The 20567-nt window shown below is 70.5% G+C and carries 22 protein-coding genes and 1 tRNA gene; 11 read left to right on the forward strand and 12 right to left on the reverse strand.

Translation table 11 applies throughout. From position 1 onward, the window contains the following. The first annotated feature begins 19 nt into the window (after positions 1 to 19). The 8 genes from BLR91_RS10280 to BLR91_RS10315 all read left to right on the forward strand — a co-directional run bounded on the left by BLR91_RS10280 (position 20) and on the right by BLR91_RS10315 (position 8141). Positions 20 to 589, forward strand: coding sequence for a TetR/AcrR family transcriptional regulator (locus tag BLR91_RS10280; RefSeq protein WP_089875419.1), 570 nt, complete (start codon positions 20 to 22; stop codon positions 587 to 589). A gap of 123 nt (positions 590 to 712) precedes the next feature. After that, the gene (gene hpaH, locus BLR91_RS10285; RefSeq protein WP_089875418.1) at positions 713 to 1498 is read left to right on the forward strand and encodes a 2-oxo-hept-4-ene-1,7-dioate hydratase; all 786 of its coding nucleotides are present in this window, start codon (positions 713 to 715) and stop codon (positions 1496 to 1498) included. Continuing rightward, the gene (locus BLR91_RS10290) at positions 1483 to 2295 is read left to right on the forward strand and encodes an HpcH/HpaI aldolase family protein (RefSeq protein WP_089875417.1); all 813 of its coding nucleotides are present in this window, start codon (positions 1483 to 1485) and stop codon (positions 2293 to 2295) included. The genes hpaH and BLR91_RS10290 overlap by 16 nt, the downstream gene beginning before the upstream one ends. A gap of 77 nt (positions 2296 to 2372) precedes the next feature. Next, on the forward strand, positions 2373 to 3806 hold the full coding sequence (locus BLR91_RS10295; protein WP_089875416.1) for a fumarylacetoacetate hydrolase family protein: 1434 nt from the start codon (positions 2373 to 2375) through the stop codon (positions 3804 to 3806). After that, on the forward strand, positions 3788 to 4483 hold the full coding sequence (locus tag BLR91_RS10300; protein ID WP_089875415.1) for a GntR family transcriptional regulator: 696 nt from the start codon (positions 3788 to 3790) through the stop codon (positions 4481 to 4483). Before BLR91_RS10295 ends, BLR91_RS10300 begins: the two co-directional genes overlap by 19 nt. A gap of 26 nt (positions 4484 to 4509) precedes the next feature. Continuing rightward, the gene (hpaE, locus tag BLR91_RS10305) at positions 4510 to 6057 is read left to right on the forward strand and encodes a 5-carboxymethyl-2-hydroxymuconate semialdehyde dehydrogenase (RefSeq protein ID WP_089875414.1); all 1548 of its coding nucleotides are present in this window, start codon (positions 4510 to 4512) and stop codon (positions 6055 to 6057) included. Positions 6058 to 6109: 52 nt separating this feature from the next. Next, positions 6110 to 7243, forward strand: coding sequence for a 3,4-dihydroxyphenylacetate 2,3-dioxygenase (gene hpaD, locus BLR91_RS10310; protein ID WP_089875413.1), 1134 nt, complete (start codon positions 6110 to 6112; stop codon positions 7241 to 7243). A 58-nt stretch (positions 7244 to 7301) separates the two neighbouring features. Beyond that, on the forward strand, positions 7302 to 8141 hold the full coding sequence (locus tag BLR91_RS10315) for a hypothetical protein (RefSeq protein WP_231918881.1): 840 nt from the start codon (positions 7302 to 7304) through the stop codon (positions 8139 to 8141). Here BLR91_RS10315 and BLR91_RS10320 read toward each other — a convergent pair. Together BLR91_RS10320 and BLR91_RS10325 are read right to left on the reverse strand one after the other, a co-directional pair. Next, positions 8116 to 8646 (reverse strand): GNAT family N-acetyltransferase, encoded by a 531-nt coding sequence (locus BLR91_RS10320; RefSeq protein WP_197674292.1) that lies wholly within the window; start codon positions 8644 to 8646, stop codon positions 8116 to 8118. The genes BLR91_RS10315 and BLR91_RS10320 overlap by 26 nt on opposite strands. After that, entirely contained in the window at positions 8643 to 9143 is a 501-nt protein-coding gene (locus tag BLR91_RS10325) for a GNAT family N-acetyltransferase (RefSeq protein ID WP_089875410.1), read from the reverse strand. The genes BLR91_RS10320 and BLR91_RS10325 overlap by 4 nt, the downstream gene beginning before the upstream one ends. A gap of 41 nt (positions 9144 to 9184) precedes the next feature. Between BLR91_RS10325 and BLR91_RS10330 the strand changes: the two genes are divergently transcribed. Then, the gene (locus tag BLR91_RS10330; protein ID WP_089875409.1) at positions 9185 to 9793 is read left to right on the forward strand and encodes a DUF1349 domain-containing protein; all 609 of its coding nucleotides are present in this window, start codon (positions 9185 to 9187) and stop codon (positions 9791 to 9793) included. A gap of 7 nt (positions 9794 to 9800) precedes the next feature. On the opposite strand, the gene BLR91_RS10335 is transcribed toward BLR91_RS10330, so the two are convergent. Further along, complete coding sequence (locus tag BLR91_RS10335) at positions 9801 to 10190, reverse strand: VOC family protein (protein WP_089875408.1); 390 nt, start codon at positions 10188 to 10190, stop codon at positions 9801 to 9803. Positions 10191 to 10257: 67 nt separating this feature from the next. Continuing rightward, the gene (locus BLR91_RS10340; RefSeq protein WP_089875407.1) at positions 10258 to 11385 is read right to left on the reverse strand and encodes an FAD-dependent oxidoreductase; all 1128 of its coding nucleotides are present in this window, start codon (positions 11383 to 11385) and stop codon (positions 10258 to 10260) included. A 126-nt stretch (positions 11386 to 11511) separates the two neighbouring features. On the opposite strand from BLR91_RS10340, the gene BLR91_RS10345 reads away from it, so the two are divergent. After that, positions 11512 to 11829: a ferritin family protein gene (locus BLR91_RS10345; RefSeq protein WP_089875406.1), complete on the forward strand. Its 318-nt coding sequence runs from the start codon at positions 11512 to 11514 to the stop codon at positions 11827 to 11829. 73 nt (positions 11830 to 11902) lie between these two features. Here the strand turns inward: BLR91_RS10345 and BLR91_RS10350 are convergent, their stop codons facing one another. From BLR91_RS10350 to BLR91_RS10360, 3 genes are all read right to left on the reverse strand, one after another. Then, a complete protein-coding gene (locus BLR91_RS10350) occupies positions 11903 to 13981 on the reverse strand; it encodes a S53 family peptidase (protein WP_197674293.1) in 2079 nt (692 codons plus the stop codon). Between the two features lie 130 nt (positions 13982 to 14111). After that, positions 14112 to 14591, reverse strand: a complete 480-nt coding sequence (locus BLR91_RS10355; RefSeq protein WP_231918882.1) for a hypothetical protein — start codon at positions 14589 to 14591, stop codon at positions 14112 to 14114. A 2-nt stretch (positions 14592 to 14593) separates the two neighbouring features. Then, positions 14594 to 15307 (reverse strand): DUF1275 family protein, encoded by a 714-nt coding sequence (locus BLR91_RS10360; RefSeq protein ID WP_089875404.1) that lies wholly within the window; start codon positions 15305 to 15307, stop codon positions 14594 to 14596. Between the two features lie 206 nt (positions 15308 to 15513). On the opposite strand from BLR91_RS10360, the gene BLR91_RS10365 reads away from it, so the two are divergent. Next, positions 15514 to 16203, forward strand: a complete 690-nt coding sequence (locus BLR91_RS10365; protein WP_089875403.1) for an alpha/beta fold hydrolase — start codon at positions 15514 to 15516, stop codon at positions 16201 to 16203. A 49-nt stretch (positions 16204 to 16252) separates the two neighbouring features. On the opposite strand, the gene BLR91_RS10370 is transcribed toward BLR91_RS10365, so the two are convergent. The 5 genes from BLR91_RS10370 to BLR91_RS10390 all read right to left on the reverse strand — a co-directional run bounded on the left by BLR91_RS10370 (position 16253) and on the right by BLR91_RS10390 (position 20551). After that, positions 16253 to 16324, reverse strand: a tRNA-Gln gene (locus BLR91_RS10370). 57 nt (positions 16325 to 16381) lie between these two features. Further along, positions 16382 to 17347 (reverse strand): NAD(P)/FAD-dependent oxidoreductase, encoded by a 966-nt coding sequence (locus BLR91_RS10375; RefSeq protein ID WP_089875402.1) that lies wholly within the window; start codon positions 17345 to 17347, stop codon positions 16382 to 16384. 4 nt (positions 17348 to 17351) lie between these two features. Then, complete coding sequence (gltX, locus tag BLR91_RS10380) at positions 17352 to 18869, reverse strand: glutamate--tRNA ligase (protein ID WP_089875401.1); 1518 nt, start codon at positions 18867 to 18869, stop codon at positions 17352 to 17354. Positions 18870 to 18893: 24 nt separating this feature from the next. Continuing rightward, the gene (locus tag BLR91_RS10385) at positions 18894 to 19679 is read right to left on the reverse strand and encodes a fumarylacetoacetate hydrolase family protein (protein ID WP_018190588.1); all 786 of its coding nucleotides are present in this window, start codon (positions 19677 to 19679) and stop codon (positions 18894 to 18896) included. Further along, complete coding sequence (locus BLR91_RS10390; RefSeq protein ID WP_089875400.1) at positions 19676 to 20551, reverse strand: ketopantoate reductase family protein; 876 nt, start codon at positions 20549 to 20551, stop codon at positions 19676 to 19678. Before BLR91_RS10390 ends, BLR91_RS10385 begins: the two co-directional genes overlap by 4 nt. Positions 20552 to 20567: the final 16 nt, after the last annotated feature.

Here is a 20567-nt window from a genome sequence, read left to right on the forward strand (position 1 = left end):
GTCAAGCTACAATCGGAGAATGGCGGATGAAGAGATGCGGACCCGGATCGTGGACGCTGCCGACGCGCTCTACTACGCGCGCGGTTTCCACGCCGTCGGCATGGATCAGGTACGGGATGCGGCGGGCGTGTCGCTGCGACGGCTGTACCAGCTGTTCCCCTCGAAGGACGACCTCGTGCTCGCGGTGCTCGCGAAGCGTCACGACCTCTGGACCGACGGCGTCGCCGCGAGGGTCGCGACCGTCGACGGCGCCGAGGCGCGCCTGCTCGCGATCTACGACTACCTGGCGGACTGGTTCATCGAGGACACCTTCCGCGGCTGCGGCTTCATCAACGCGTTCGGCGAGCTCGGCGCGGCCGACCCGCGCGTGGCGGAGGCCGCCCGGCGGCACAAGGAGTCGTTCCAGACGTTCGTCGCCGAGCTCGCCGCCGAGGCGGGGGCGTCGCCCTCGCTCGCGCCGCAGCTGGCGATCCTCGCCGAGGGGGCGCAGACCACGGCCGCGATCGCCGGGACACCCGACGCCGCGGCCGACGCGCGCGCCGCCGCCCGGGTCCTCATCCGCGCGGCGCTCCCCGCTCCCGCGGCCTGACCGCGCCGCCCGCCTCCCCGGCCGGAGCGCATTCACAGGCACACCGCCTGGCCGCGGTGTACAGGAAGATATACGATCCACTCGGGGCATCGCGCCCCTCCTCCGACGTCGAAGGGACTCCGAGTGCTCGATCGCCCGACCATCCAGGCCATCGCCGACGAACTCGCGACCGCCGAACGCGACCGCACGACGGTACCGCTGCTCACCGCCCGCCATCCGGACATGACGGTCGAGGATTCGTATGCGGTCCAGCGCCTGTGGGTCGAACGCGGACTCGCCGAGGGACGCAGGCTCATCGGCCGAAAGATCGGCCTCACCTCCAAGGTCATGCAGCAGGCGACCGGCATCACCGAGCCCGACTACGGCGCGATCTTCGCCGACATGGTCTACGAGACCGGCTCCGTCATCCCGTTCGACCAGTTCTCGAACGTGCGCATCGAGGTCGAGCTCGCGTTCGTCCTCGCCGAGCCGCTCGAAGGCCCGGACGTCACCCTGTTCGACGTGCTCAACGCCACCCGCTACGTCGTGCCCGCCCTCGAGATCCTGTCGTCGCGCATCGAGATGCAGGGCCGCACGATCGTCGACACCATCTCCGACAACGCGGCGATGGGCGGCATGGTCGTCGGCGGCCGGCCGGTGGCGGTGGATGCGGTGGACCTGCGCTGGGTCTCCGCCCTGCTGTACCGCAACGAGACCATCGAGGAGTCCGGCGTCGCCGCGGCGGTGCTCGACCATCCCGCCACCGGCGTCGCCTGGCTCGCGAACAAGCTCGCCCAGCACGGCGGCCGCCTCGAGGCCGGCGACATCGTCCTCGCCGGTTCGTTCACCCGCCCGATGTGGGTCGAGCGCGGCGACACCGTCCACGCCGACTACGGAACCCTGGGAGCCGTCACATGCCGATTCGTCTAGATGCCGCGCCGACGTTCGCCGACCGTCTGCGCGACGCCGACCGCACGCTGTTCGGGATGTGGTCCTGCGCGGGCAGCCCGCTGGTCGCCGAGATCTGCGCGGGCAGCAGGCTCGACATCGTGCTGATCGACGGCGAGCACTCCCCCGTGAACCTCGAGTCGATCCTCGCCCAGCTGCAGGCGGTCGCGCCGTACCCGGCGATTCCGGTGGTGCGCGCCCCGATCGGCGACCCGGTCGTGATCAAGCAGCTGCTCGACCTGGGCGCCCAGAACATCCTCGTCCCGATGGTCGACAGCGTCGCCCACGCCGAGGCCATGGTGCGCGCGGTGCGCTACCCGCCGCACGGCGTGCGCGGCGTCGGCAGCGCACTCGCACGATCGTCGCGCTGGAGCCGCATCCCGAACTACCTCGCCCGCGCGAGCGACCTCGTCTCGCTGACCGTGCAGATCGAGACGACAGAGGGGCTCGAGCAGGCGGCGGCGATCGCGGCGATCGACGGCATGGATGCGCTGCTCGTCGGCCCCGCCGACCTCGCGGCCTCGATGGGCCTGCTCGGGCAGCAGAACCATCCGGACGTCGTCGCGGCCGTCGAGTCCGTGATCGCCGCCGGCCGCGCGGCGGGCACCCCCGTCGGCGTGAACGCCTTCGACCCGGCGACGGCCGACCGCTATGCGGCCGCCGGTGCCGCGTATGTGCTCGTCGGCGCCGACGTCACCTTGCTCGCGCAGGCGTCGGAGGCACTTGCGGACCGTTTCATCGGCGCGACGCCCGACTCTCCCGCTCCGGCCGCGTATTAGCTTGAACAGGCTCCAGCGATTGTATATGATCTCGAATACGGTCCCAGACCGTCCCCGACGATGAGGAGGCACCACCCGTGACGGACATCCCCCGCCCCGGCAAGATCATCGCGGTGCACCTGAACTACCGCTCGCGCGCCGCACAGCGCGGACGCACACCCGCGCAGCCCTCCTACTTCTTCAAGCCCTCCTCCTCCATCGCCGAATCGGGCGGCGAGCTGGAGCGCCCCGCCGGCACCGAACTCCTCGCCTTCGAGGGCGAGATCGCGCTGATCATCGGCCGCCCGACCCGCCGGGTCTCCCCCGAGGACGGCTGGGCGGCCGTCTCCGGCGTCACCGCCGCGAATGACTTCGGCCTCTACGACCTCCGCGCCGCCGACAAGGGCTCCAACGTGCGCTCGAAGGGCGGCGACGGCTTCACACCCCTCGGCCCCGCGGTCCTCTCGGCCGCCGACCTCGACCCGGACGCCCTCCGCGTCCGCACCTGGCTCAACGGCGACCTGGTGCAGGAGGGCACCACCGACGACCTGCTCTTCCCGTTCGGCCGCCTCGTCGCCGACCTCTCCCAGCTGATGACCCTGGAGCCCGGCGACGTCATCCTGACCGGCACCCCGGCGGGCTCGTCGGTGACGACCCCCGGCGACACGGTCGAGGTCGAAGTGGATGCGCCCAGAGCGCCGGGCGCGCCGACCACCGGCCGCCTGGTCACCCGCATCACCGAGGGCAGCATCCCGTTCGGCGACTTCGGAACCCAGCCCAGCGTCGACGACCATCAGCGCTCCGAGGCGTACGGCACACCCCCGGAGCCGTCGTTCACCCTGACGGACGAGCTGCGAGCGAAGCTCGCGAGCGTCGCCACCGCCACCCTCAGCTCGCAGCTCCGCAAGCGCGGGCTCGACAACGTCTCCATCGACGGCCTGACCTCCACCCGGCCCGGCGCGCGGGTCGTCGGCACGGCGCGGACGCTCCGCTACATCCCGAACAGGGAGGACCTCTTCGCCTCGCACGGCGGCGGATACAACGCGCAGAAGCGCGCGTTCGACTCGGTCGGGCCGGGTGAGGTGCTCGTGATCGAGGCCCGCGGCGAGCGCGGAAGCGGAACCGTCGGCGACGTCCTCGCGCTGCGGGCGCAGGTCAACGGCGCGGCCGGGATCGTCACCGACGGCGGCGTGCGCGACCTCGCGGTGGTCGCCTCCCTCGACATCCCGACCTACCACAACGGCCCGCATCCGGCCGTGCTCGGCCGCAAGCACGTGCCGTGGGACACCGACGTGACCATCGCCTGCGGCGGCGCGGCCGTGCAGCCTGGCGACGTGATCGTGGGCGACGCGGACGGCCTGCTGGTCATCCCGCCCGCCCTGGTCGAGGAGGTCGTCACTGACGCGATCGAGCAGGAACGCGAAGAGGAGTTCATCGCCGAGCAGGTGGCGGCCGGCCACCCCGTCGACGGGCTGTTCCCGATGAACGCCGAGTGGAGAGAGAGGTACCGCGCATGGCAGACGCAGCGCTGAAGGCCGCGGCCCCGAGCAAGTCGCAGCTCGCATACGAGTTCATCCGGGCCCGCATCGACGACGGCCGGTACGTCTCCGGATTCCGGCTGGTCCTCGGGCAGATCGCGGGCGAGCTGGACATCAGCGTCGTCCCCGTGCGGGAGGCCATCCGCCGGCTGGAGGCGGAGGGGCTGGTGACGTTCGAGAAGAACGTCGGCGCCCAGGTCGCCCTGCTGCACGAGGCCGAGTACACGTACACGATGGAGACTCTCGCCCTCGTCGAGGGCGCCGCGACCCAGATGTCCGCTCCCCTGCTGACCGCCGACCACCTGGAGCGGGCCAGGGCGATCAACCGTGAGATGATCGCGTGCCTCGACGACTTCATCCCGCACCGGTTCACCGAGCTCAACCAGCAGTTCCACGCGGTCCTCTTCGAGGAGTGCCCGAACCCGCACATCCTCGACCTGGTACACCGCGGCTGGAACCGCCTGACCGTGCTGCGCGACTCGACGTTCAGCTTCGTGCCCGGCCGTGCCCGCGAGTCCGTCGACGAGCACGAGCACATCGTCGAGCTGATCGAATCCGGCGCCGAGCCGCTCGAGATCGAGCTCGCCGCCCGGCGCCACCGGCTCGCCACCCTGGACGCCCTCCACCGCCGCCAGGAGCAGGCGGCCGCGAGCGAACAGCAGCAGCCGTGACCATTACGACCGACAGGAGGCCGCGCATGGCGCAGCACCACATCCCCGAGAACCTCCCGGACACCATCCGGCACTTCATCGACGGCCGCTTCGTCGACAGCGTCTCGGGCGCGACGTTCGACGTGCTCGACCCGGTGTCGAACGAGACGTACGCGCAGGGTGCAGCGGGTCAGAAGGAGGACATCGACCTGGCCGTGGCCGCCGCCCGCCGCGCCTTCCGCGAGGGTCCGTGGCCGCGGATGAAGCCGCGCGAGCGGGCGCGGGTGCTGAACCGCATCGCCGACGCGGTCGAAGAGCAGGACGAGCGGCTCGCCGAGCTCGAGACCTTCGACACCGGCCTCCCGATCACCCAGGCGCTCGGTCAGGCGCAGCGTGCCGCGGAGAACTTCCGCTTCTTCGCCGACCTGATCGTGGCGCAGGCCGACGACGCCTACAAGGTCGCCGGCAGCCAGCTGAACTACGTCAACCGCAAGCCGATCGGCGTCGCCGGGCTCATCACCCCCTGGAACACGCCGTTCATGCTGGAGAGCTGGAAGCTCGCCCCGGCGCTCGCCACCGGAAACACGGTCGTGCTGAAGCCGGCCGAGTTCACGCCGTTGTCGGCGAGCCTGTGGGCGGAGATCTTCCGTGAGGCCGGCGTGCCGGACGGCGTGTTCAACCTGGTCAACGGGCTGGGCGAGGAGGCGGGTGACGCGCTGGTGAAGCATCCCGATGTCCCGCTCATCTCGTTCACCGGCGAGAGCCGCACCGGACAGATCATCTTCGCGAACGCGGCGCCGTACCTCAAGGGCCTGTCGATGGAGCTGGGCGGCAAGTCGCCGGCCGTCGTGTTCGCCGACGCGGACCTGGATGCGGCGATCGACTCGACGCTGTTCGGTGTGTTCTCGCTCAATGGCGAGCGCTGCACGGCCGGCTCCCGCATTCTGGTCGAGCGTCCGATCTACGACGAGTTCCTGGAGCGCTACGCCGAGCGGGCGAAGAACATCGTCGTCGGCGATCCGCACGACCCGAAGACCGAGGTCGGCGCGCTCGTACACCCGGAGCACTTCGAGAAGGTCATGTCGTACGTCGAGCTCGGCAAGCAGGAGGGACGTCTGCTCGCGGGCGGCGGACGCCCGGAGGGTCTCGAGCACGGCAACTACGTCGCGCCGACCGTCTTCGCCGATGTCGCGCCCGACGCGCGGATCTTCCAGGAGGAGATCTTCGGCCCGGTCGTCGCGATCACCCCGTTCGACTCGGACGAGGAGGCGCTGGACCTCGCCAACGGCGTGAAGTACGGCCTCGCCGCGTACATCTGGACCAGCGATCTGGAGCGCGCGCACACCTTCGCCCAGAACGTCGAGGCTGGGATGGTGTGGCTCAACTCGCACAACGTCCGCGACCTGCGCACGCCGTTCGGCGGAGTGAAGGCCTCCGGGCTGGGGCACGAGGGCGGATACCGCTCGATCGACTTCTATACGGACCAGCAGGCCGTGCACATCACGCTGGGCCCCGTCCACACCGCCCGGTTCGGTGCGAGCGCGCACCAGCCGGAGGAAGCGGCGGAAGCGGCCGAAGACGCCGGCGACGCCTGACCTCGCATCCATCACGAACCCCGCACAGACTCAACGCAGAGGACGCACCACCATGACCATCACCCCCGACTCGCCGGAGCCCACCGTGACCGGCAGCGACCCCATCCCGGCGCCGACCGACCGCATCCCGACGCCGAAGGCCACCCCGCCGGATGTCGTGCGGTGCGCCTACATGGAGCTCGTCGTCACCGACCTCGCCGCCAGTCGCGAGTTCTACGTCGACGTGCTCGACCTCGTCGTCACCGAGGAGGACGAGAACGCCGTGTACCTGCGGTCGTTCGAGGAGTTCATCCACCACAACCTCGTGCTGCGCAAGGGACCGGTGGCGGCCGTCGCGGCGTTCGCGTACCGGGTGCGGACGCCGGAAGACCTGGACCGCGCTGTCGCGTTCTACACCGAGCTGGGCTGCCGGGTGGAGCGTCGCTCCGAGGGCTTCACCAAGGGCGTCGGCGACTCGGTCCGCGTCGAGGACCCACTCGGTTTCCCGTACGAGTTCTTCTACGAGGTGGAGCACGTGGAACGCCTCGCCTGGCGCTACGACCTGTACACGCCCGGCGCGCTCGTCCGGATCGACCACTTCAACCAGGTCACGCCCGACGTGCCGCGAGCCGTGAAGTACATGGAGGACCTCGGCTTCCGCGTCACCGAGGACATCCAGGACGAGCACGGCACCACCTACGCCGCGTGGATGCGCCGCAAGCCGACCGTGCACGACACCGCGATGACCGGCGGCGACGGCCCGCGGATGCACCACGTCGCATTCGCCACCCACGAGAAGCACAACATCATCGCGATCTGCGACAAGCTGGGCGCCCTCCGCCGCAGCGACTGCATCGAGCGCGGACCGGGCCGTCACGGCGTCTCCAACGCGTTCTACCTGTACCTGCGCGACCCCGACGGCCACCGCGTCGAGATCTACACGCAGGACTACTACACCGGCGACCCGGACAACCCGGTCGTCACGTGGGATGTGCACGACAACCAGCGCCGCGACTGGTGGGGCAACCCCGTCGTACCGTCCTGGTACACGGAGGCGTCGACCGTCCTCGACCTCGACGGCAACCCGCAGCCGCTGACGAGCCGCACCGACGACTCCGAGATGGAGGTCACCATCGGCGCCGACGGCTTCTCCTACACCCGGAAGGGCGAAGAGGCGCAGGGCTTCAAGCTCGGCGCGCAGGTGTAGTCCGGCGTGCGTCCGGCGGGCTTCTGCGTGGGCCGGCGGGGTGCGCTAGGGTCGAGCCATGATTCATCGGGGGGTGGGTCGCGTCGCCGCGGCTCTGTTCATCGTGGCGGTCACCGCGGTCGTCTCGGGATGCTCGTTGCTCGCGCCTGCCGCATCCCGCCCGACGTCGACGTCGACCGAGACCCCGGATCCCGTCCCCATCGCGCAGCAGCTCCCCGAGCTGCGCGTGGCCGGGCAGACCATCGCGACGGGTCAGCTGCAGGCCGTGGAGCACGACCCCGGCGATGGGATGCCCGTGGCGCCGCCACTGACCGGTGCTGTGCGAGTGGTGGTCGACTCCTCGCTCCGGGTCGAGGTGCACGTGCGGCCCGACGCCCCGCTGCCGGCGGGGAGCGCCGACGCATCCCGCCTGCACGGCTACTCCCTCCTCGTGACGAACGCCCGCCACGATGGCAAGCCGGATCCGGTGCAGCCCATGGTGTTCGGCCTGGACTCGGACCTCGTCAGCGTCACGCCCGACGGCGAGCTCGTGCTGCCCATCCCGCCGGGCTTCACGTCCGAAGGCGATCCATCGTACCTGCACTCCATCGAGGAGACGGTCGACGGCTCCGGCGTCGTCGCGGCCGCGCCGTTGACGTGGACCCTGCCCTCCCCCTTTCCGAAGCTCCAGGCCGTCGACCACGGCCCCGTGTCCTTTGCCCGGGGGAAGGCGATCGTGAAGGACGGCGTGCTGACCGGTTACGTCCCCAACCCCTACGACACCCTCTTCGCCGTCTCGCGTCGCTTCGGCCTCACCGAGGTCGAGCTCGTCTGGCTGAACCCCGCCCTCCTGTTCGGTTCCCCGGAACCGCAGCTGAAGTACGACGTCGAGATCACCCTCGACCCGGCGAACCGCTGACGCGCGACGCTCCCCCGGCCGGGCGGATCATCCGCAGCTCCCGCACACCGTCCTCGACCTTCTCTTCACCGTCGGCGGTGAAGCCGGCCTTGCGGTAGAACGCCTGGGCCCGCGGATTGGGATCGGCCACCCACAGCGTCGCGGGACTCTCGTCGTCCAGCACCGCGTCGAGCAGCCCGCGGCCCAGACCGCTGCCGTGATGCCCGTGAAGCAGGTACAGCACATACAGCTGGGCCGCGCCGTCCTCCTCCGCGTTCGGCGACGGTCCGGCCAGGGCGATCCCGACGATCCGGCCGTTCTCTTCCGCGACGGCTGTCGTGCCCTCGAAGCGCCGGTCGGCGAGCACGGTGGCCCAGAACCGGCGACGCATCTCCAGCATCCCCGGGTCATCGAGCACCCGATCGGGCATCACGCCGCGATAGGTCTCGCGCCACGAGTCCACGTGCACGCGGGCCATCGCCTCGGCGTCCTCGCTACGCGCTGCTCGCACCTGTGCGCCGGTCACCTCAACACTCCCGCCGGAGCCCCCGGCGCATCCCGATGCACGACGTAGACATGGAGCAGTCGCCCCTCCGAGCTGAAACCGTGCCGCTCGTACACGGGCACCGCCCGTGGGCTGGAGTGCACCGTCACGCGCTCGAGCCGCCGCTCGCGAGCGCTGTCCACGACGGCGTCGATCAGCCGGCCGCCGATCCCGCGGTTGCGATGTTCGGGGGCGACGTACGCGCACTGCAGGTCGCCGGATGCGCGGTGGAACGCGCGTGCGCTCGGGACCCGCGGGATGACGGCCAGCCACGTCATCCCGATCACCGCGCCGTCCGCGACGGCGACGAAGCACTCGTGCGTGTCCTGATGGTCGCGCGCCCACTCGGCGAACTGCTCCGCGAACACGTCGCGCGGATCGAGGGCCTCACCCCCGAACTCGAACACCGAATCCCAGCGCAGCCCGCCGACCGCCGCCCACTCCGTCGGCCGCGCCGGCCGCACGTCGATATCGCCCATCCCGCCACCCTATGACGGGCCCGTGCCGTAGCGTTCTCGGTATGCCGATCAGCATCCCCACCCTGCCCGAGCTCTCCTGGACCCACACGCCCGGCGACGCCGACTTCGACCCCTCGACCGAGGTGCTCGCTCTGACGGCCGCCGCCGGGGTCGACTGGTCGAACGACGCGCTCGGCGCGCACTCGCAGCACGCCGCGACCGCGCTCACGCTCGAGGCGCCCGCGGGCGACTTCACCCTGTCCGCCCGGGTTCGCGTCGCGGAGCCCCGCACGACGTTCGATGCCGGCGCGCTCGTGCTGTGGAGCGACGACGACCACTGGGCGAAATTGTGCTTCGAGTTCTCGCCGCAGGGTCAGCCGATGGTGGTGAGCGTCGTCACCGACCGGTACTCGGACGACTGCAACAGCACCCACGTCACCAGCGGCGAGGTCTTCCTGCGCGTCGCGCGCATCGGGGAGGCATGGGCATTCCACTCGTCGGCGGACGGCATCCAGTGGGACTTCGTCCGCCTGTTCCGGCTGGATGCCGGCGCGGACGGCTGGAGAGTCGGCTTCCTGTCGCAGGCGCCGATGGGCGACACCTGCACCGCGACCTTCGACCGGATCGCGCTCCGCCACGACGGGCTCGCTGACCTCCGCAACGGGGAGTGAGCGGGCCTCAGACGCGCTCGACCACCTCGAACCGGTTGCCGTCGGGGTCGTGTGCCGCGAACATCGCCGGGACGTCCGGCCAACGGAGCATCTCTCCCACGTCGGCACCGGCGCGAGACAGCGTCTCGTGGGTGCGCTCCGCGTCGAGCGTCTCGAAGCGGATGCCCGTCTCGACGCCCGCGGGCGCATCCGGCTGGGCCGGCACCAAGGACACCGACACCGCGGAGCCGGGTGGCGCGAGCATGATCCAGCGGCTCCCGAGCTGCGGGAGTGGCGCGTCGACCCGCACCTCGAACCCGAGGACATCGCGGTAGAACGCGAGCGCGCGATCCTGGTCGGAGACCGGGATGCCGATGGTGCTGACGCCGACGATGCCGGCGCCTTCCGTGTCCGTCATGCGCGACATCCTCCACCATCGAGCGCCCGGCGGGGAGGGCCGCCACCGCGACGAGCGGACGATGCGGCTATGCGTCGGGCGGCGCGACCGCCACGCGGAAGCGCGGCGCGGCCGGCTCGCGGTGCAGCGCCAGACGGGCGAGCACATCGCCGAGCGCAGGACCGAACTTGAATCCGTGACCCGAGAACCCGGTTGCGATGACGACCTTCCCGACGCGGTCGAGCACGAAGTCCTCCTGCTCGGTGCTGTCGTAGAGGCAGCTGATGCCCTCGGGATGCGTCGCATCGACACCCGGCACCCACTCGGCCACGTACTGCTTCAACTGTTCCAGTCTGTCGGGATCGATGCGCCGATCGCGACCGTCCGGGTCCACCTCCGGGCCGACGCCGTGGAAACCGACCTTGACGCCCTCCCCCGGTGTCAGCAGTCCGTAGGCGCTGGCCACGGCGTTGCGGGTGGGGTGGTGCACGAAGCTCGGCCAGGCCGTCTCTGCGTCCGCCAGGCCAGGAAGTACCGGGAAGTGCGCCGGTTGTTCCTCCGTCACGCGGACTTCGGGAAGCTCCACGCCGTGAGCCGAGAGCCAGGGACGCAGGAGTGACGGCGTCCACGAGCCTGCCGCGACCACCACCACGTCAGCTGTATGGGTGCCACCGTCGGTCACCACCGTCACGTTGTCGCCGGAGTCCTCCACTCCCGTCGCGCGGACGCCGAAGCGCAGCTCTGCTCCCGCGCCTTCGGCAGCGTCGAGCAGGGCATCCAGAGCGTCGGCTGCCCGCAATCGGCCGCCGCCCGGGCTGAACAGCACGTGGTCCTCGAACCGGAGGCCCGGCCAGCGCGTCTCGGCCTCGGCACCTGTCAGCCACTCGTAGGGCAGCCCCGCCGCATCCTGCGCCTCGGCGATCGCCTTCAGCACCACCGGATCGCCGTGGTCGACCGCTCCCGTCGCGTCGAGCAGCGTGCGGCCGCTGATCCGCTCCAGCTGCTTCCACCCGCTGAGCGCGCGGACGGACAGCTCCACATAGTCCTGCTCTGCGTAGCCGTGACGGAAGATCCTGGTCGCACCGTGCGACGACCCGCGATCGTGGCCGCGTTCGAACGCCTCCAGCAGCAGCACCGACGCTCCTTCGCGCGCCAGCGACAAGGCCGTCGCCGCGCCGACGACACCCGCGCCGATGACGATCACGCTCGTTGCCATGCCGCAACCCTATCGAGCGGCGGACGACGATCCCGCCGTGCCTCTGCGCATTCGCAGCGGGTGGCCCTTGAGGGATCCGGCATCCGGACATTGGATGGAGTCCCCACGACGAAAGGACGACAGGCGATGTCGACTGATCAGTACCACGAGCCGCCGAGCGAGCTCAGCGAGGAGACGCGGACGTTCGCGCGGATGTGCGCGAGCCTGTCCGAGGAGGCGGAGGCGATCGGCTGGTACGAGCAGCGCATCGCCGTCGAGAAGGACGAGGTCGCGAAGGCGATCATGCTCGACTCGCTCGCAGAGGAGTACAAGCACTTCAGCATGGAGCTCGAGTTCCTGCTGCGGGCGAAGCCGCAGTGGCGGGAGACGGCGAAGGGCATCCTGTTCCAGCACGGCGACATCGTCCAACACGGCGAGGAGGCCGAAGAGGCCGCCGCCCCCTAAGCCGCCGAGGTGCACGTTGTTGCGGTCGACACGCCGTGCGAGACCGCAACAACGTGCACCTCGGCTGAGCGGACTACTTCGTGATGCCTGCGAAGAACGCGGCGCCGTTGGGCGTCCCGACTCCGGTGGCCGTGTCGTAGCCCTTGGTGCTGTGGAGGGTCTGGTTCGGCTCCTCCTGCGTGCGCAGGCTGTAGCTCAGACCTCCCGCAGCGCTCTCGCTGTCGACGTAGTTCACGCGAAGCACCGACGGCAGCGGGGACTGCACGGTGGTGCCGAACATGTCCGCCTGGTCGACGTCGTAGAACGCCGAGCCACCGGCCGCGTATGCCGCGTAGATCCGCGGGTTCAGGAACCCGAGCGGCGCACCGGCCACCTGGTTCGCGACCGCCGCGATACCCGCGGTGAGCGGGGCGGCGACCGACGTTCCGCCGATCCGGTACTCGTCGTAGTAGGTGCCGTTGCTGAACGTCTGCGTCTGACCGACGAGCAGCCCGGTGTTGGGGTCGGCGAGGGCGCTGATGTCCGGCACCAGGCGTCCCGACGCCGCTCCGACGGCCGCCGCCTGATAGGCCGGCTGCGCGAACAGACGGCTCACGCCTCCGCCTCCGCCGCCGTTGAACGTGCCGGGCAGCGGTGACGCGAGGGTACCGTCCAACTCGTACGGAGCGCCGGACATGTGGTCCGTCGCTGTCGGATTCACCGCGTCGAGCCCGGTCTCCCACCCGACCTCGAACGACCGCTTCCAGCCGGTGTTGTTCAGCGGGGACGCCGGGTCGTCGATGGCCGAGTAGCTCAGCCCCGACGGAGCGGCCGTCGGCACGACGGAGGCGGAGCTGCCGCCGACCGCGGTCACCCACGGGCTGTCGGCGTAGAAGTCCACCGTCGGCGTACCGAACGAACCGACCTCGTCACCGCTGTCGCCGCTGGAGACGAACACGCCAACCCCGGTCGCCGCAGCCTCGATGAAGGTGTTGTTGAGGCTGTTTACGAAGCCCTGCGGCACCGCCTCACCGGCGAACCCGTAGCTGATCGAGAGGATGCTCGCCAGGTGCTTGTCGACGATGTGGTTCACCGACGCGTCGAAGTCCTGCCGCGCGTTCGCGGAGGCGACGTACAGCAGGTCGGCGCCCGGGGCCGTCGTGTGGATGGCCTCGGCGTCGAGCGTCTCCTCGCCGTAGTAGTCCCCCGGCACCTGCTGCGGGGTGTCCGGGTGCTTGTACACACCGGGCGCGACCAGCTGGGTGATCTTCGGAGCGGGAAGGTTGTGGAGGCTGCTGTACTTCGTCACATCCTGCACGAGCGTGGGGCTCGCGTTGGCGCCGACGAACGCGACCGTCTGCCCGGAGCCGTTCGCGGCGACCTGGTCGAGGCCGTAGAGCCCGCGCACCTGGGCCGGGGTGTAGCCGCACGGCGCGATGGGCTTCGTGCTGGTCCCGTACGCCGGGGCGTTCGGCATGGCCACCGTCTTCTCGCCGTACCAGAGCGAGCAGGGCTGCCCGGCGCGGAAGCCGACCGAGGGAGCGCCGTGGTTCTGCTTCGGGCTGTTGCCGTTCCCGTAGCCGTCGGTGCTCGTCGGTTGGATGAGCGACGCGCCCTGGTCGAGGCCGGCGACGCTCTCCACGATGCCGGCGAGCGACGCGGGGACGGTGACGGCCGACTCGGGAGCCCGCAGGGTCGTCCCGTACGCGCTGTACTCGCCGAGGGTGACGCCGAACGCGTTCTGCGCCTGGGCGACGGTGCCCTCGGCCGATACGTAGCGGTTGTTGCTGGGCGTGTCCACGATGGTGAAGCCCGCGCTGCGCAGGAACTGCTGCACCGCCACCACGCTCGACTGGCTCGGAGCGAACTGCTGCCGGAACGCCTGCGGCGTCAGGAACTTGCGGTAGCTGGATGAGCCGGGGGTCGATACGGCAAGCGCGGTCTGCGCTGCGGCAGAGGCGTTCTGCCACGGGAGGTACACCCGGAGGTCGACGGTGTCGGTCGCGGGAGCGGCGGAGCGGAGCGCCTTCGCATTCGCCCAGGCCGGCTGACTGCCCGGCAGGGCACTGCGACCGGATGCCGCAGCAGCCGGTGTCGCGGCTGCCGCGACGAACAGAAGGGCCGCGCCGGCGGTGACGGCTGCGGCCCGGAGGGTTCTCGTTGACGTGCGCACGGATGTCCTTTCATCGATGCGAAATCGCGCTGATCGGCGCGCGTCAATCCAACTCCTGCCCGGCAGGCGGAACAACGATACGGCTCCTGAGAGTCCGTACATGTTGCGCGCGGAACCCGGCCCGGCCGACTCACGCGTCGACGTGGATGAGGAACACCCAGGCGCTGAGCACCCCACCGACGAAGGCCACGAACACCGCCGGGACGAGCACATACACGCCGGCCTCCCCGACGACGACCATGAGGATGCCTGCCGCGAGCAGAGTCACGGAGGTCACCACGTTCGGGTTGATCCGTTGAATCGCGCGCCCGAGCGGGGTCGGCGACGGCGCAGTCGCCCGCCGGTCCAGCACGAGCAGCGTGACAGCCGTCAGCACCGCGAGGACGATCACCTCGATGCCGAGAACCCTCGCAGGCTGACCGGGCACGGCGAGGAGCACCGCCACCAGCAGCATCGCGGTGAAGAGGCTCAGCGTCTGAGCCGCCCGGAGACGCAGTTCCATGGACCCGGCGATGACCTGGATCCGGATGGACACGGCCACGAAGAGCAGGCCGAGGAGCGCCGCCGCCGCGCCGCCGACGATGGTGGCGAACACACCCCAGTCAGCCATCGTCACTCGCCGAAGTCCGAACCGGGGCCGGGGATGAGGAGGCCCGTCGCAAGGAGAGCCGCCACCCACGCGACGACCGGTCCGAGGATCGGCGCGAGCGCCAGGGCCGCCGTCGCGCACACCGCGCCGACCGGCAGAGCGAGCACCGAGAGCACCCGGACGCCCTGGCCGTGGGCGGTGCGCAGCGCAAGATCCTGCATCGTGGTGGTCAGCGTTCCCGTGACGTAGGTGGTGGTCACGCCATCCACATCGGAGAGCTTCTTCGCCGCCACGGTCTGCAGTGCCAGCGCAGCCGCGGAGAGAGCGATCACCACGCAACGCTCCACCGTGCTTTCTGCACCCGGCAGCACCATCCAGATCACGACGACGACGGTCTGCACGGCCGCAGACGGCAGCACCAGGCGACCGAACGCCCGTCGTGCCGTCGCCGAGACGGTCGTCGGGGCGCGCGTGAGCCGGAAGGCGGTGTAGAGCACGCCGACGAACGAGACGATGGCCACCCCGGCCGTCAGAAGGGTCAGCGCGAACTGGGGCCGGGTGAACATACCGCTCAGGATCAGGTTGCCGGTCATGTTCGCCGTGAAGATCCCGCCGAGGGCGAGGAAGGCGAAGGCGTCGGCCGCGCCCGCCGAGAAGGACAGCAGGACCAGGGCCAGATGGATGCGGCGCACCCGTCCGGGATGCGTCGACTGGACGAGTTCCGGCGTACCGGTCACATCGGGCCGATCGGAGACGGTTCGTCGGTCATGGGTCGATCTCCCCTGGGGCGATGGTGCCGGAGCGGTGCTCGTTCGGGTGGCCGCCAAAGTAGCAGGTTCCGCCAGCGTCCCGCCAGATCCGCCACGATCTGCTTCTGTTGTCGCAGCGATCCTCCCTGCTACCGTGCTGCCACGCTCCACCCGCTCGGCTGAAAGAGGTCGGAATGCCTGAAGCTGCCACCAACGTCGTCCTCGTCCACGGCGCCTATGCCGACGGATCGTCCTGGTCGAAGGTGATCCCCCGCCTGCAGGCCGCCGGTCTCGGGGTGACGGCGGTGCAACATCCCCTCACCACACTCCAGGACGGCGTCGAGATCACCCGGCGCGCCATCGCCCTGAACCCCGGTCCGACCGTGCTCGTCGGGCACTCGTTCGCCGGGATGATCGTCACAGAGGCCGGGGTCGACCCGGCCGTCTCAGCGCTCGTCTACGTGGCGGCTCGCGCCCCCGACGCCGGCGAAGACTATGGCGCGCTCGCCAAGACCTACCCTCTGCCGCCCGCGTCCGCCGGGGTGGTGTGGTCGGAGGGGTGGGGCCGCCTCAGCGAGGAGGCGTTCCTGCGCGACTTCGCCGGCGACCTCCCGCCGGAGGAGGCGCGGGTGCTGTGTGCGGTGCAGGGACCGATCTCCGACACGCTTTTCTCCGGCAGGACCACGCACGCCGCCTGGCGCCACAAGCCCAGCTGGTACGCGGTCTCGACGGAGGACCGGACGATCAACCCCGACCTCGAGCGCTTCATGGCGAAACGGATGGGCGCCACCACCATCGAACTCGCCGCCAGCCACGTCTCGCTCGTCTCGCACCCGGCGGAGGTCTCCGACCTCATCCTCGCTGCGGCTGGACGGGCCGCCTGACCCCTCACGAGGGCAACAAAAAAGCCCCGGAGAACCGGGGCGCTTCTTGCTGGGGTACCTGGACTCGAACCAAGAACAACTGAACCAGAATCAGCCGTGTTGCCAATTACACCATACCCCACCGGCCTGAACCGTAGTCCGGGCACGAGAAACAACTCTAGCCTACCGGCAGGCCGGACTACAAAACGGCGGCGTCCTCCAGCGAGAGCCCGATGAGGTCGCGGTTGACGGCCGCGGCGACCACTGCACCGGAGCCTGCGGCGACGATCAGCTGCTGCGGTCCGGGTGCCGACGTCTCCCCCGCCGCGTACACGCCGGGAAGCGACGTGCGGCCGTCCGCGTCGGTCAGCAGGTAGCCGTCGGCGTCGCGATCGAGGTCGAGCGCATCCACGAATGACAGGGAGGGCGACCATACCGGGCGCAGGAACCCGCCGGCCCGCTCGACGAGGGTGCCGTCCGCGAGACGGACGCCGGTCATGACGCCCTTCTCGCCGACCACGTCGTCGATCGGGCGGCGTTCGACCCGCACACCGAGGCGGGCGAGCGTGCGCTCCTCGTCCTCGCCGATGGGAGCGACGCCGTTGGTGAAGACGATCAGGTCGTCCGTCCACTGGGTGAGCAGCAGAGCCCGCTCGGCCAGGTCGTCGGTCTCGCCGATCAGGGCGAGCGGCTGACCGGCCGACTCGAAACCGTCGCACTCGATGCAGCTGTGCAGCTGGGTGCCGTAGAACGCGCGGATGCTCGGGATGGCCGGCATCGTCTCCGTCACACCGGTCGCGATGAGCACCGTGTCGGCGCGTACGTCGACGTCAGAGCCGCCGCGCACCCCGCGGGCCGTGACCCGGAAGCCGTCGCCCTCCACCGAGACCGCGCCGACCTGGGCGAAGACGACGGTCGCGTTGTCGTACGCGTCCACTTCCTCCCGGCCCATGCGGCGCAGCTCCAGCGGGCTGACCCCGTCGCGGGTGAGGAACCCGTGGGCGAGCAGTGTCGCAGCATGGCGCGGGCGGTTGCCGTCCACCACGAGCACACGGCGCCGGGCGCGGGCCAGGTTGAGTGCCGCGGACAGGCCAGCGGGTCCCCCGCCGATGACGACGACCTCGTAGGACGGCTCGAGAGCCGGCGGCGCGGTCACACCGGTCATCGCGCTAGCCCAGGTCCGCCGACAGCCGGTCGAGCCGGGCGATGGTCTCCGCCTTGCCCAGGATCTCCATCGACTCGAACAGTGGCGGCGACACGCGGCGGCCCGAGAGCGCCACCCGCAGCGGGCCGAACGCGACGCGCGGCTTCAGCGCCATCCCCTCGACCAGGGCGTCGCGCAGTGCGGACTCGATGGCCTCGTGGTTCCACTCCGCCTCGGGCACCAGCTCCAGCGCGCCGAGAGAGGCGGCCAGCACCTCTCCCGCGTTGTCCGGCAGCGAGGCGCGCGCGTCGGGCTCGACCACGAGCGAGGCGGCGTCGGTGAAGAGGAAGCCGAGCATCCCGGGCGTCTCGCCCAGCAGCTGCACGCGCTCCTGAACCAGCGGCGCCGCCTTCGCGAGCACCTCGTGCTGAGCAGGCGTCAGCGGCTCCTCCACCACACCGGCCGCGGCGAGGTACGGGATGGTGCGCTCGGCGAAGTCGGCCACATCCAAGAGCCGGATGTGGTCGCCGTTGATCGACTCCGCCTTCTTCAGGTCGAAGCGGGCCGGGTTCGGGTTGACGTCCTTCACGTCGAACGCCGCCACCATCTCCTCCAGCGAGAAGACGTCGCGGTCGTGCGTCAGCGACCAGCCGAGCAGCGCCAGGTAGTTGACCAGGCCCTCGTGGATGAAGCCACGGTCGCGGTGGTGGAACAGGTTCGACTCGGGGTCGCGCTTGGAGAGCTTCTTGTTGCCCTCCCCCATCACGTACGGGAGGTGGCCGAAGCGCGGGACGAACGTGGTCACCCCCGCGTCGATCAGCGCGTGGTACAGCGCGATCTGGCGCGGGGTCGACGACAGCAGGTCCTCGCCGCGGAGCACGTGCGTGATGCCCATGAGTGCGTCGTCCACCGGGTTCACGAACGTGTACAGCGGGTGGCCGTTCGGGCGCACCACGACGAAGTCGCTGAACGAGCCGGCCTTGAACGTGATCTCGCCGCGCACGAGGTCGTCGAAGCTGAGGTCGTCGTCCGGCACGCGCAGCCGCAGGGCGGGCTCCCGGCCCTCGGCGCGGTAGGCGGCCTTCTGCTCGTCGGTGAGATCGCGCTCGAAGTTGTCGTAGCCGAGCTTCGGGTCACGGCCGAGCGACACGTTGCGCGCCTCGATCTCCTCCGCCGTCGCGAAGCTCTCGTAGATGTGGCCGGAATCGCGCAGCTTCTGGATGAGGTCGCGGTAGATGCCGTACCGCTGCGACTGCCGGTAAGGGCCGTCAGGGCCTCCGACGTCGATGCCCTCGTCCCAGTCGAGGCGCAGCCAGCGCAGCGCATCCAGGATCTGCTGGTAGCTCTCCTCGCTGTCGCGGGCGGCGTCGGTGTCCTCGATTCGGAACACCATCTTCCCGCCCGTGTGGCGCGCATACGCCCAGTTGAACAGGGCGGTGCGGATCAGGCCGACGTGCGGAGTACCGGTCGGCGACGGGCAGAAGCGCACGCGCACATCGGCGCCGGTGGCCTCGGAGAACGGGTGAGCGATCGAGTCAGACATACGTCTTCGATCCTACCGGGGAGGCTACTTCGGGGCGCGCACCGGATTCACCAGCGACCCGACTCCCTCGACCTCCACCTCGACGGTGTCGCCGGGCTTCATCGGGCCGATCCCGGACGGCGTCCCCGTGAGGATGACGTCGCCCGGCAGCAGCGTGAACACGCTCGACGCGTACGCGATGATCGACGGGATGTCGTGGACCATGTCCGAGATCGGCGCCTCCTGCTTGAGCTCGCCGTTGAGGCGGGTCCGCAGCACGGCGTCGGGCGCGAGCTCGGTCTCGATCACCGGGCCGAGCGGGCAGAAGGTGTCGAAGCCCTTCGCGCGCGTCCACTGGCCGTCCTTCTCCTGCAGGTCGCGGGCGGTGACGTCGTTCGCGACGGTGTAGCCGAAGATGTGGCCGGCGGCGTCCTCCGCCCGGACGTTGCGGGCGATCTTGCCGATCACCACGGCCAGCTCGCCCTCGTAGTCGACGCGCTCGGACTGCGGCGGCACCACGATCGCGTCGCCGAGGCCGATCACGGCCGTGTTCGGCTTCAGGAACAGCAGCGGCTCTCCCGGCGCCTCTCCACCCATCTCGGCGGCGTGCTCGCGGTAGTTCTTGCCGACCGCGACGACCTTCGACCGCGGGATGACCGGAGCGAGCAGCGAGCCGACCTTGCCCAGCGGGACGCGCTCCCCTGTGGTCTCGAATCCCACGAACATCGGGTCGCCGGCGAGCACGACCAGGGCGTCCTCGTCGACGATGCCGTAGTCGATGGCGGGCGTCGACGAGCCTTCGCGGGTGTGGCTGAAACGTGCGATCTTCACGCGTTCGAGCCTAGCGCCGACAGGATGCGCGCAAGGGAGGGAGTCGCGATGCCGTGCCGCTCGCCGATGCGCAGGAGCGCTCCGCCGATGGCGTCGAGCTCGCTCGGGGCGTCGGCGGCGAGGTCCTCCTGGAGGGAGGTGCGCATCCCGCCGGGGACGCTGTGGAGGGCTCGGACCAGGTCGAGCTCGGACGCGGGGACCCCCTCGGCGGCCGAGCAGGCGACCACCTCACGGACGACCCCTTCGGTCAGCTCGGGGTCCTCGCTGAGGGCCGGCCCGGCCGGCTGCCGCCAATACGAGGTGAGGAGCGCGAGGGAGGCCAGCAGGCGGAACTTCGCCCAGAGCACCTCCGCCTCGCTCCCGCCGATGCGGACGCTCGGGCCGGCGTCGGTGAGCGCGAGAACCGAGGCGAAGCCGGCCGCCGCCTGCGGCGCCTCGATGCGGACGAACGGGCTCCGGTGGTCGATGACGGTGGTGGATGCGCGCAGCGCCGACACCGCGATGGATGCGCCCGCGACCGGCACACCCGGAAGCGCAGAACGCAGCGGCTCCATGTGCTCGACGCCGTTGAGGAAGGAGATCACCTCGGCGGGTCGCGCCGCCACGACGCCGGGAAGCACGTCATCCAGTCCGTAGGCCTTCGTCGCGAGCAGGACGCTCGCGCCGGCGGGCACCTCCGTCGCGGCCGGGACACGCTCGACGCCGTCGCCGAACAGCTCGCTCCGCACTTCGATGCCGTCGCGCCGGATCGCCTCGACGGTGGCCGGGCGGCCCACCGCGACCACGTCGTGTCCGGCCCGGTGCAACAACCACGCGAGGAGGCCGCCGACCGCGCCCGGTCCGACAACGGCGAACACGGTCCCGTTACCCATGCCTCGATGCTAGCCA

The organism is Leifsonia sp. 466MF (assembly GCF_900100265.1).
Lineage (GTDB): Bacteria > Actinomycetota > Actinomycetes > Actinomycetales > Microbacteriaceae > Leifsonia.

What these genes read in the sequence shown, in the direction of transcription:
- BLR91_RS10280 (WP_089875419.1), top strand. Translation starts at nt 20, where the DNA reads ATGGCGGATGAAGAGATGCGGACCCGGATCGTGGACGCTGCCGACGCG.
- BLR91_RS10290 (WP_089875417.1), top strand. Translation starts at nt 1,483, where the DNA reads ATGCCGATTCGTCTAGATGCCGCGCCGACGTTCGCCGACCGTCTGCGC.
- BLR91_RS10300 (WP_089875415.1), top strand. Translation starts at nt 3,788, where the DNA reads ATGGCAGACGCAGCGCTGAAGGCCGCGGCCCCGAGCAAGTCGCAGCTC.
- hpaE (WP_089875414.1), top strand. Translation starts at nt 4,510, where the DNA reads ATGGCGCAGCACCACATCCCCGAGAACCTCCCGGACACCATCCGGCAC.
- hpaD (WP_089875413.1), top strand. Translation starts at nt 6,110, where the DNA reads ATGACCATCACCCCCGACTCGCCGGAGCCCACCGTGACCGGCAGCGAC.
- BLR91_RS10315 (WP_231918881.1), top strand. Translation starts at nt 7,302, where the DNA reads ATGATTCATCGGGGGGTGGGTCGCGTCGCCGCGGCTCTGTTCATCGTG.
- BLR91_RS10325 (WP_089875410.1), bottom strand. Translation starts at nt 9,143, where the DNA reads ATGGGCGATATCGACGTGCGGCCGGCGCGGCCGACGGAGTGGGCGGCG.
- BLR91_RS10330 (WP_089875409.1), top strand. Translation starts at nt 9,185, where the DNA reads ATGCCGATCAGCATCCCCACCCTGCCCGAGCTCTCCTGGACCCACACG.
- BLR91_RS10335 (WP_089875408.1), bottom strand. Translation starts at nt 10,190, where the DNA reads ATGACGGACACGGAAGGCGCCGGCATCGTCGGCGTCAGCACCATCGGC.
- BLR91_RS10340 (WP_089875407.1), bottom strand. Translation starts at nt 11,385, where the DNA reads ATGGCAACGAGCGTGATCGTCATCGGCGCGGGTGTCGTCGGCGCGGCG.
- BLR91_RS10345 (WP_089875406.1), top strand. Translation starts at nt 11,512, where the DNA reads ATGTCGACTGATCAGTACCACGAGCCGCCGAGCGAGCTCAGCGAGGAG.
- BLR91_RS10355 (WP_231918882.1), bottom strand. Translation starts at nt 14,591, where the DNA reads ATGGCTGACTGGGGTGTGTTCGCCACCATCGTCGGCGGCGCGGCGGCG.
- BLR91_RS10365 (WP_089875403.1), top strand. Translation starts at nt 15,514, where the DNA reads ATGCCTGAAGCTGCCACCAACGTCGTCCTCGTCCACGGCGCCTATGCC.
- BLR91_RS10375 (WP_089875402.1), bottom strand. Translation starts at nt 17,347, where the DNA reads ATGACCGGTGTGACCGCGCCGCCGGCTCTCGAGCCGTCCTACGAGGTC.
- gltX (WP_089875401.1), bottom strand. Translation starts at nt 18,869, where the DNA reads ATGTCTGACTCGATCGCTCACCCGTTCTCCGAGGCCACCGGCGCCGAT.
- BLR91_RS10390 (WP_089875400.1), bottom strand. Translation starts at nt 20,551, where the DNA reads ATGGGTAACGGGACCGTGTTCGCCGTTGTCGGACCGGGCGCGGTCGGC.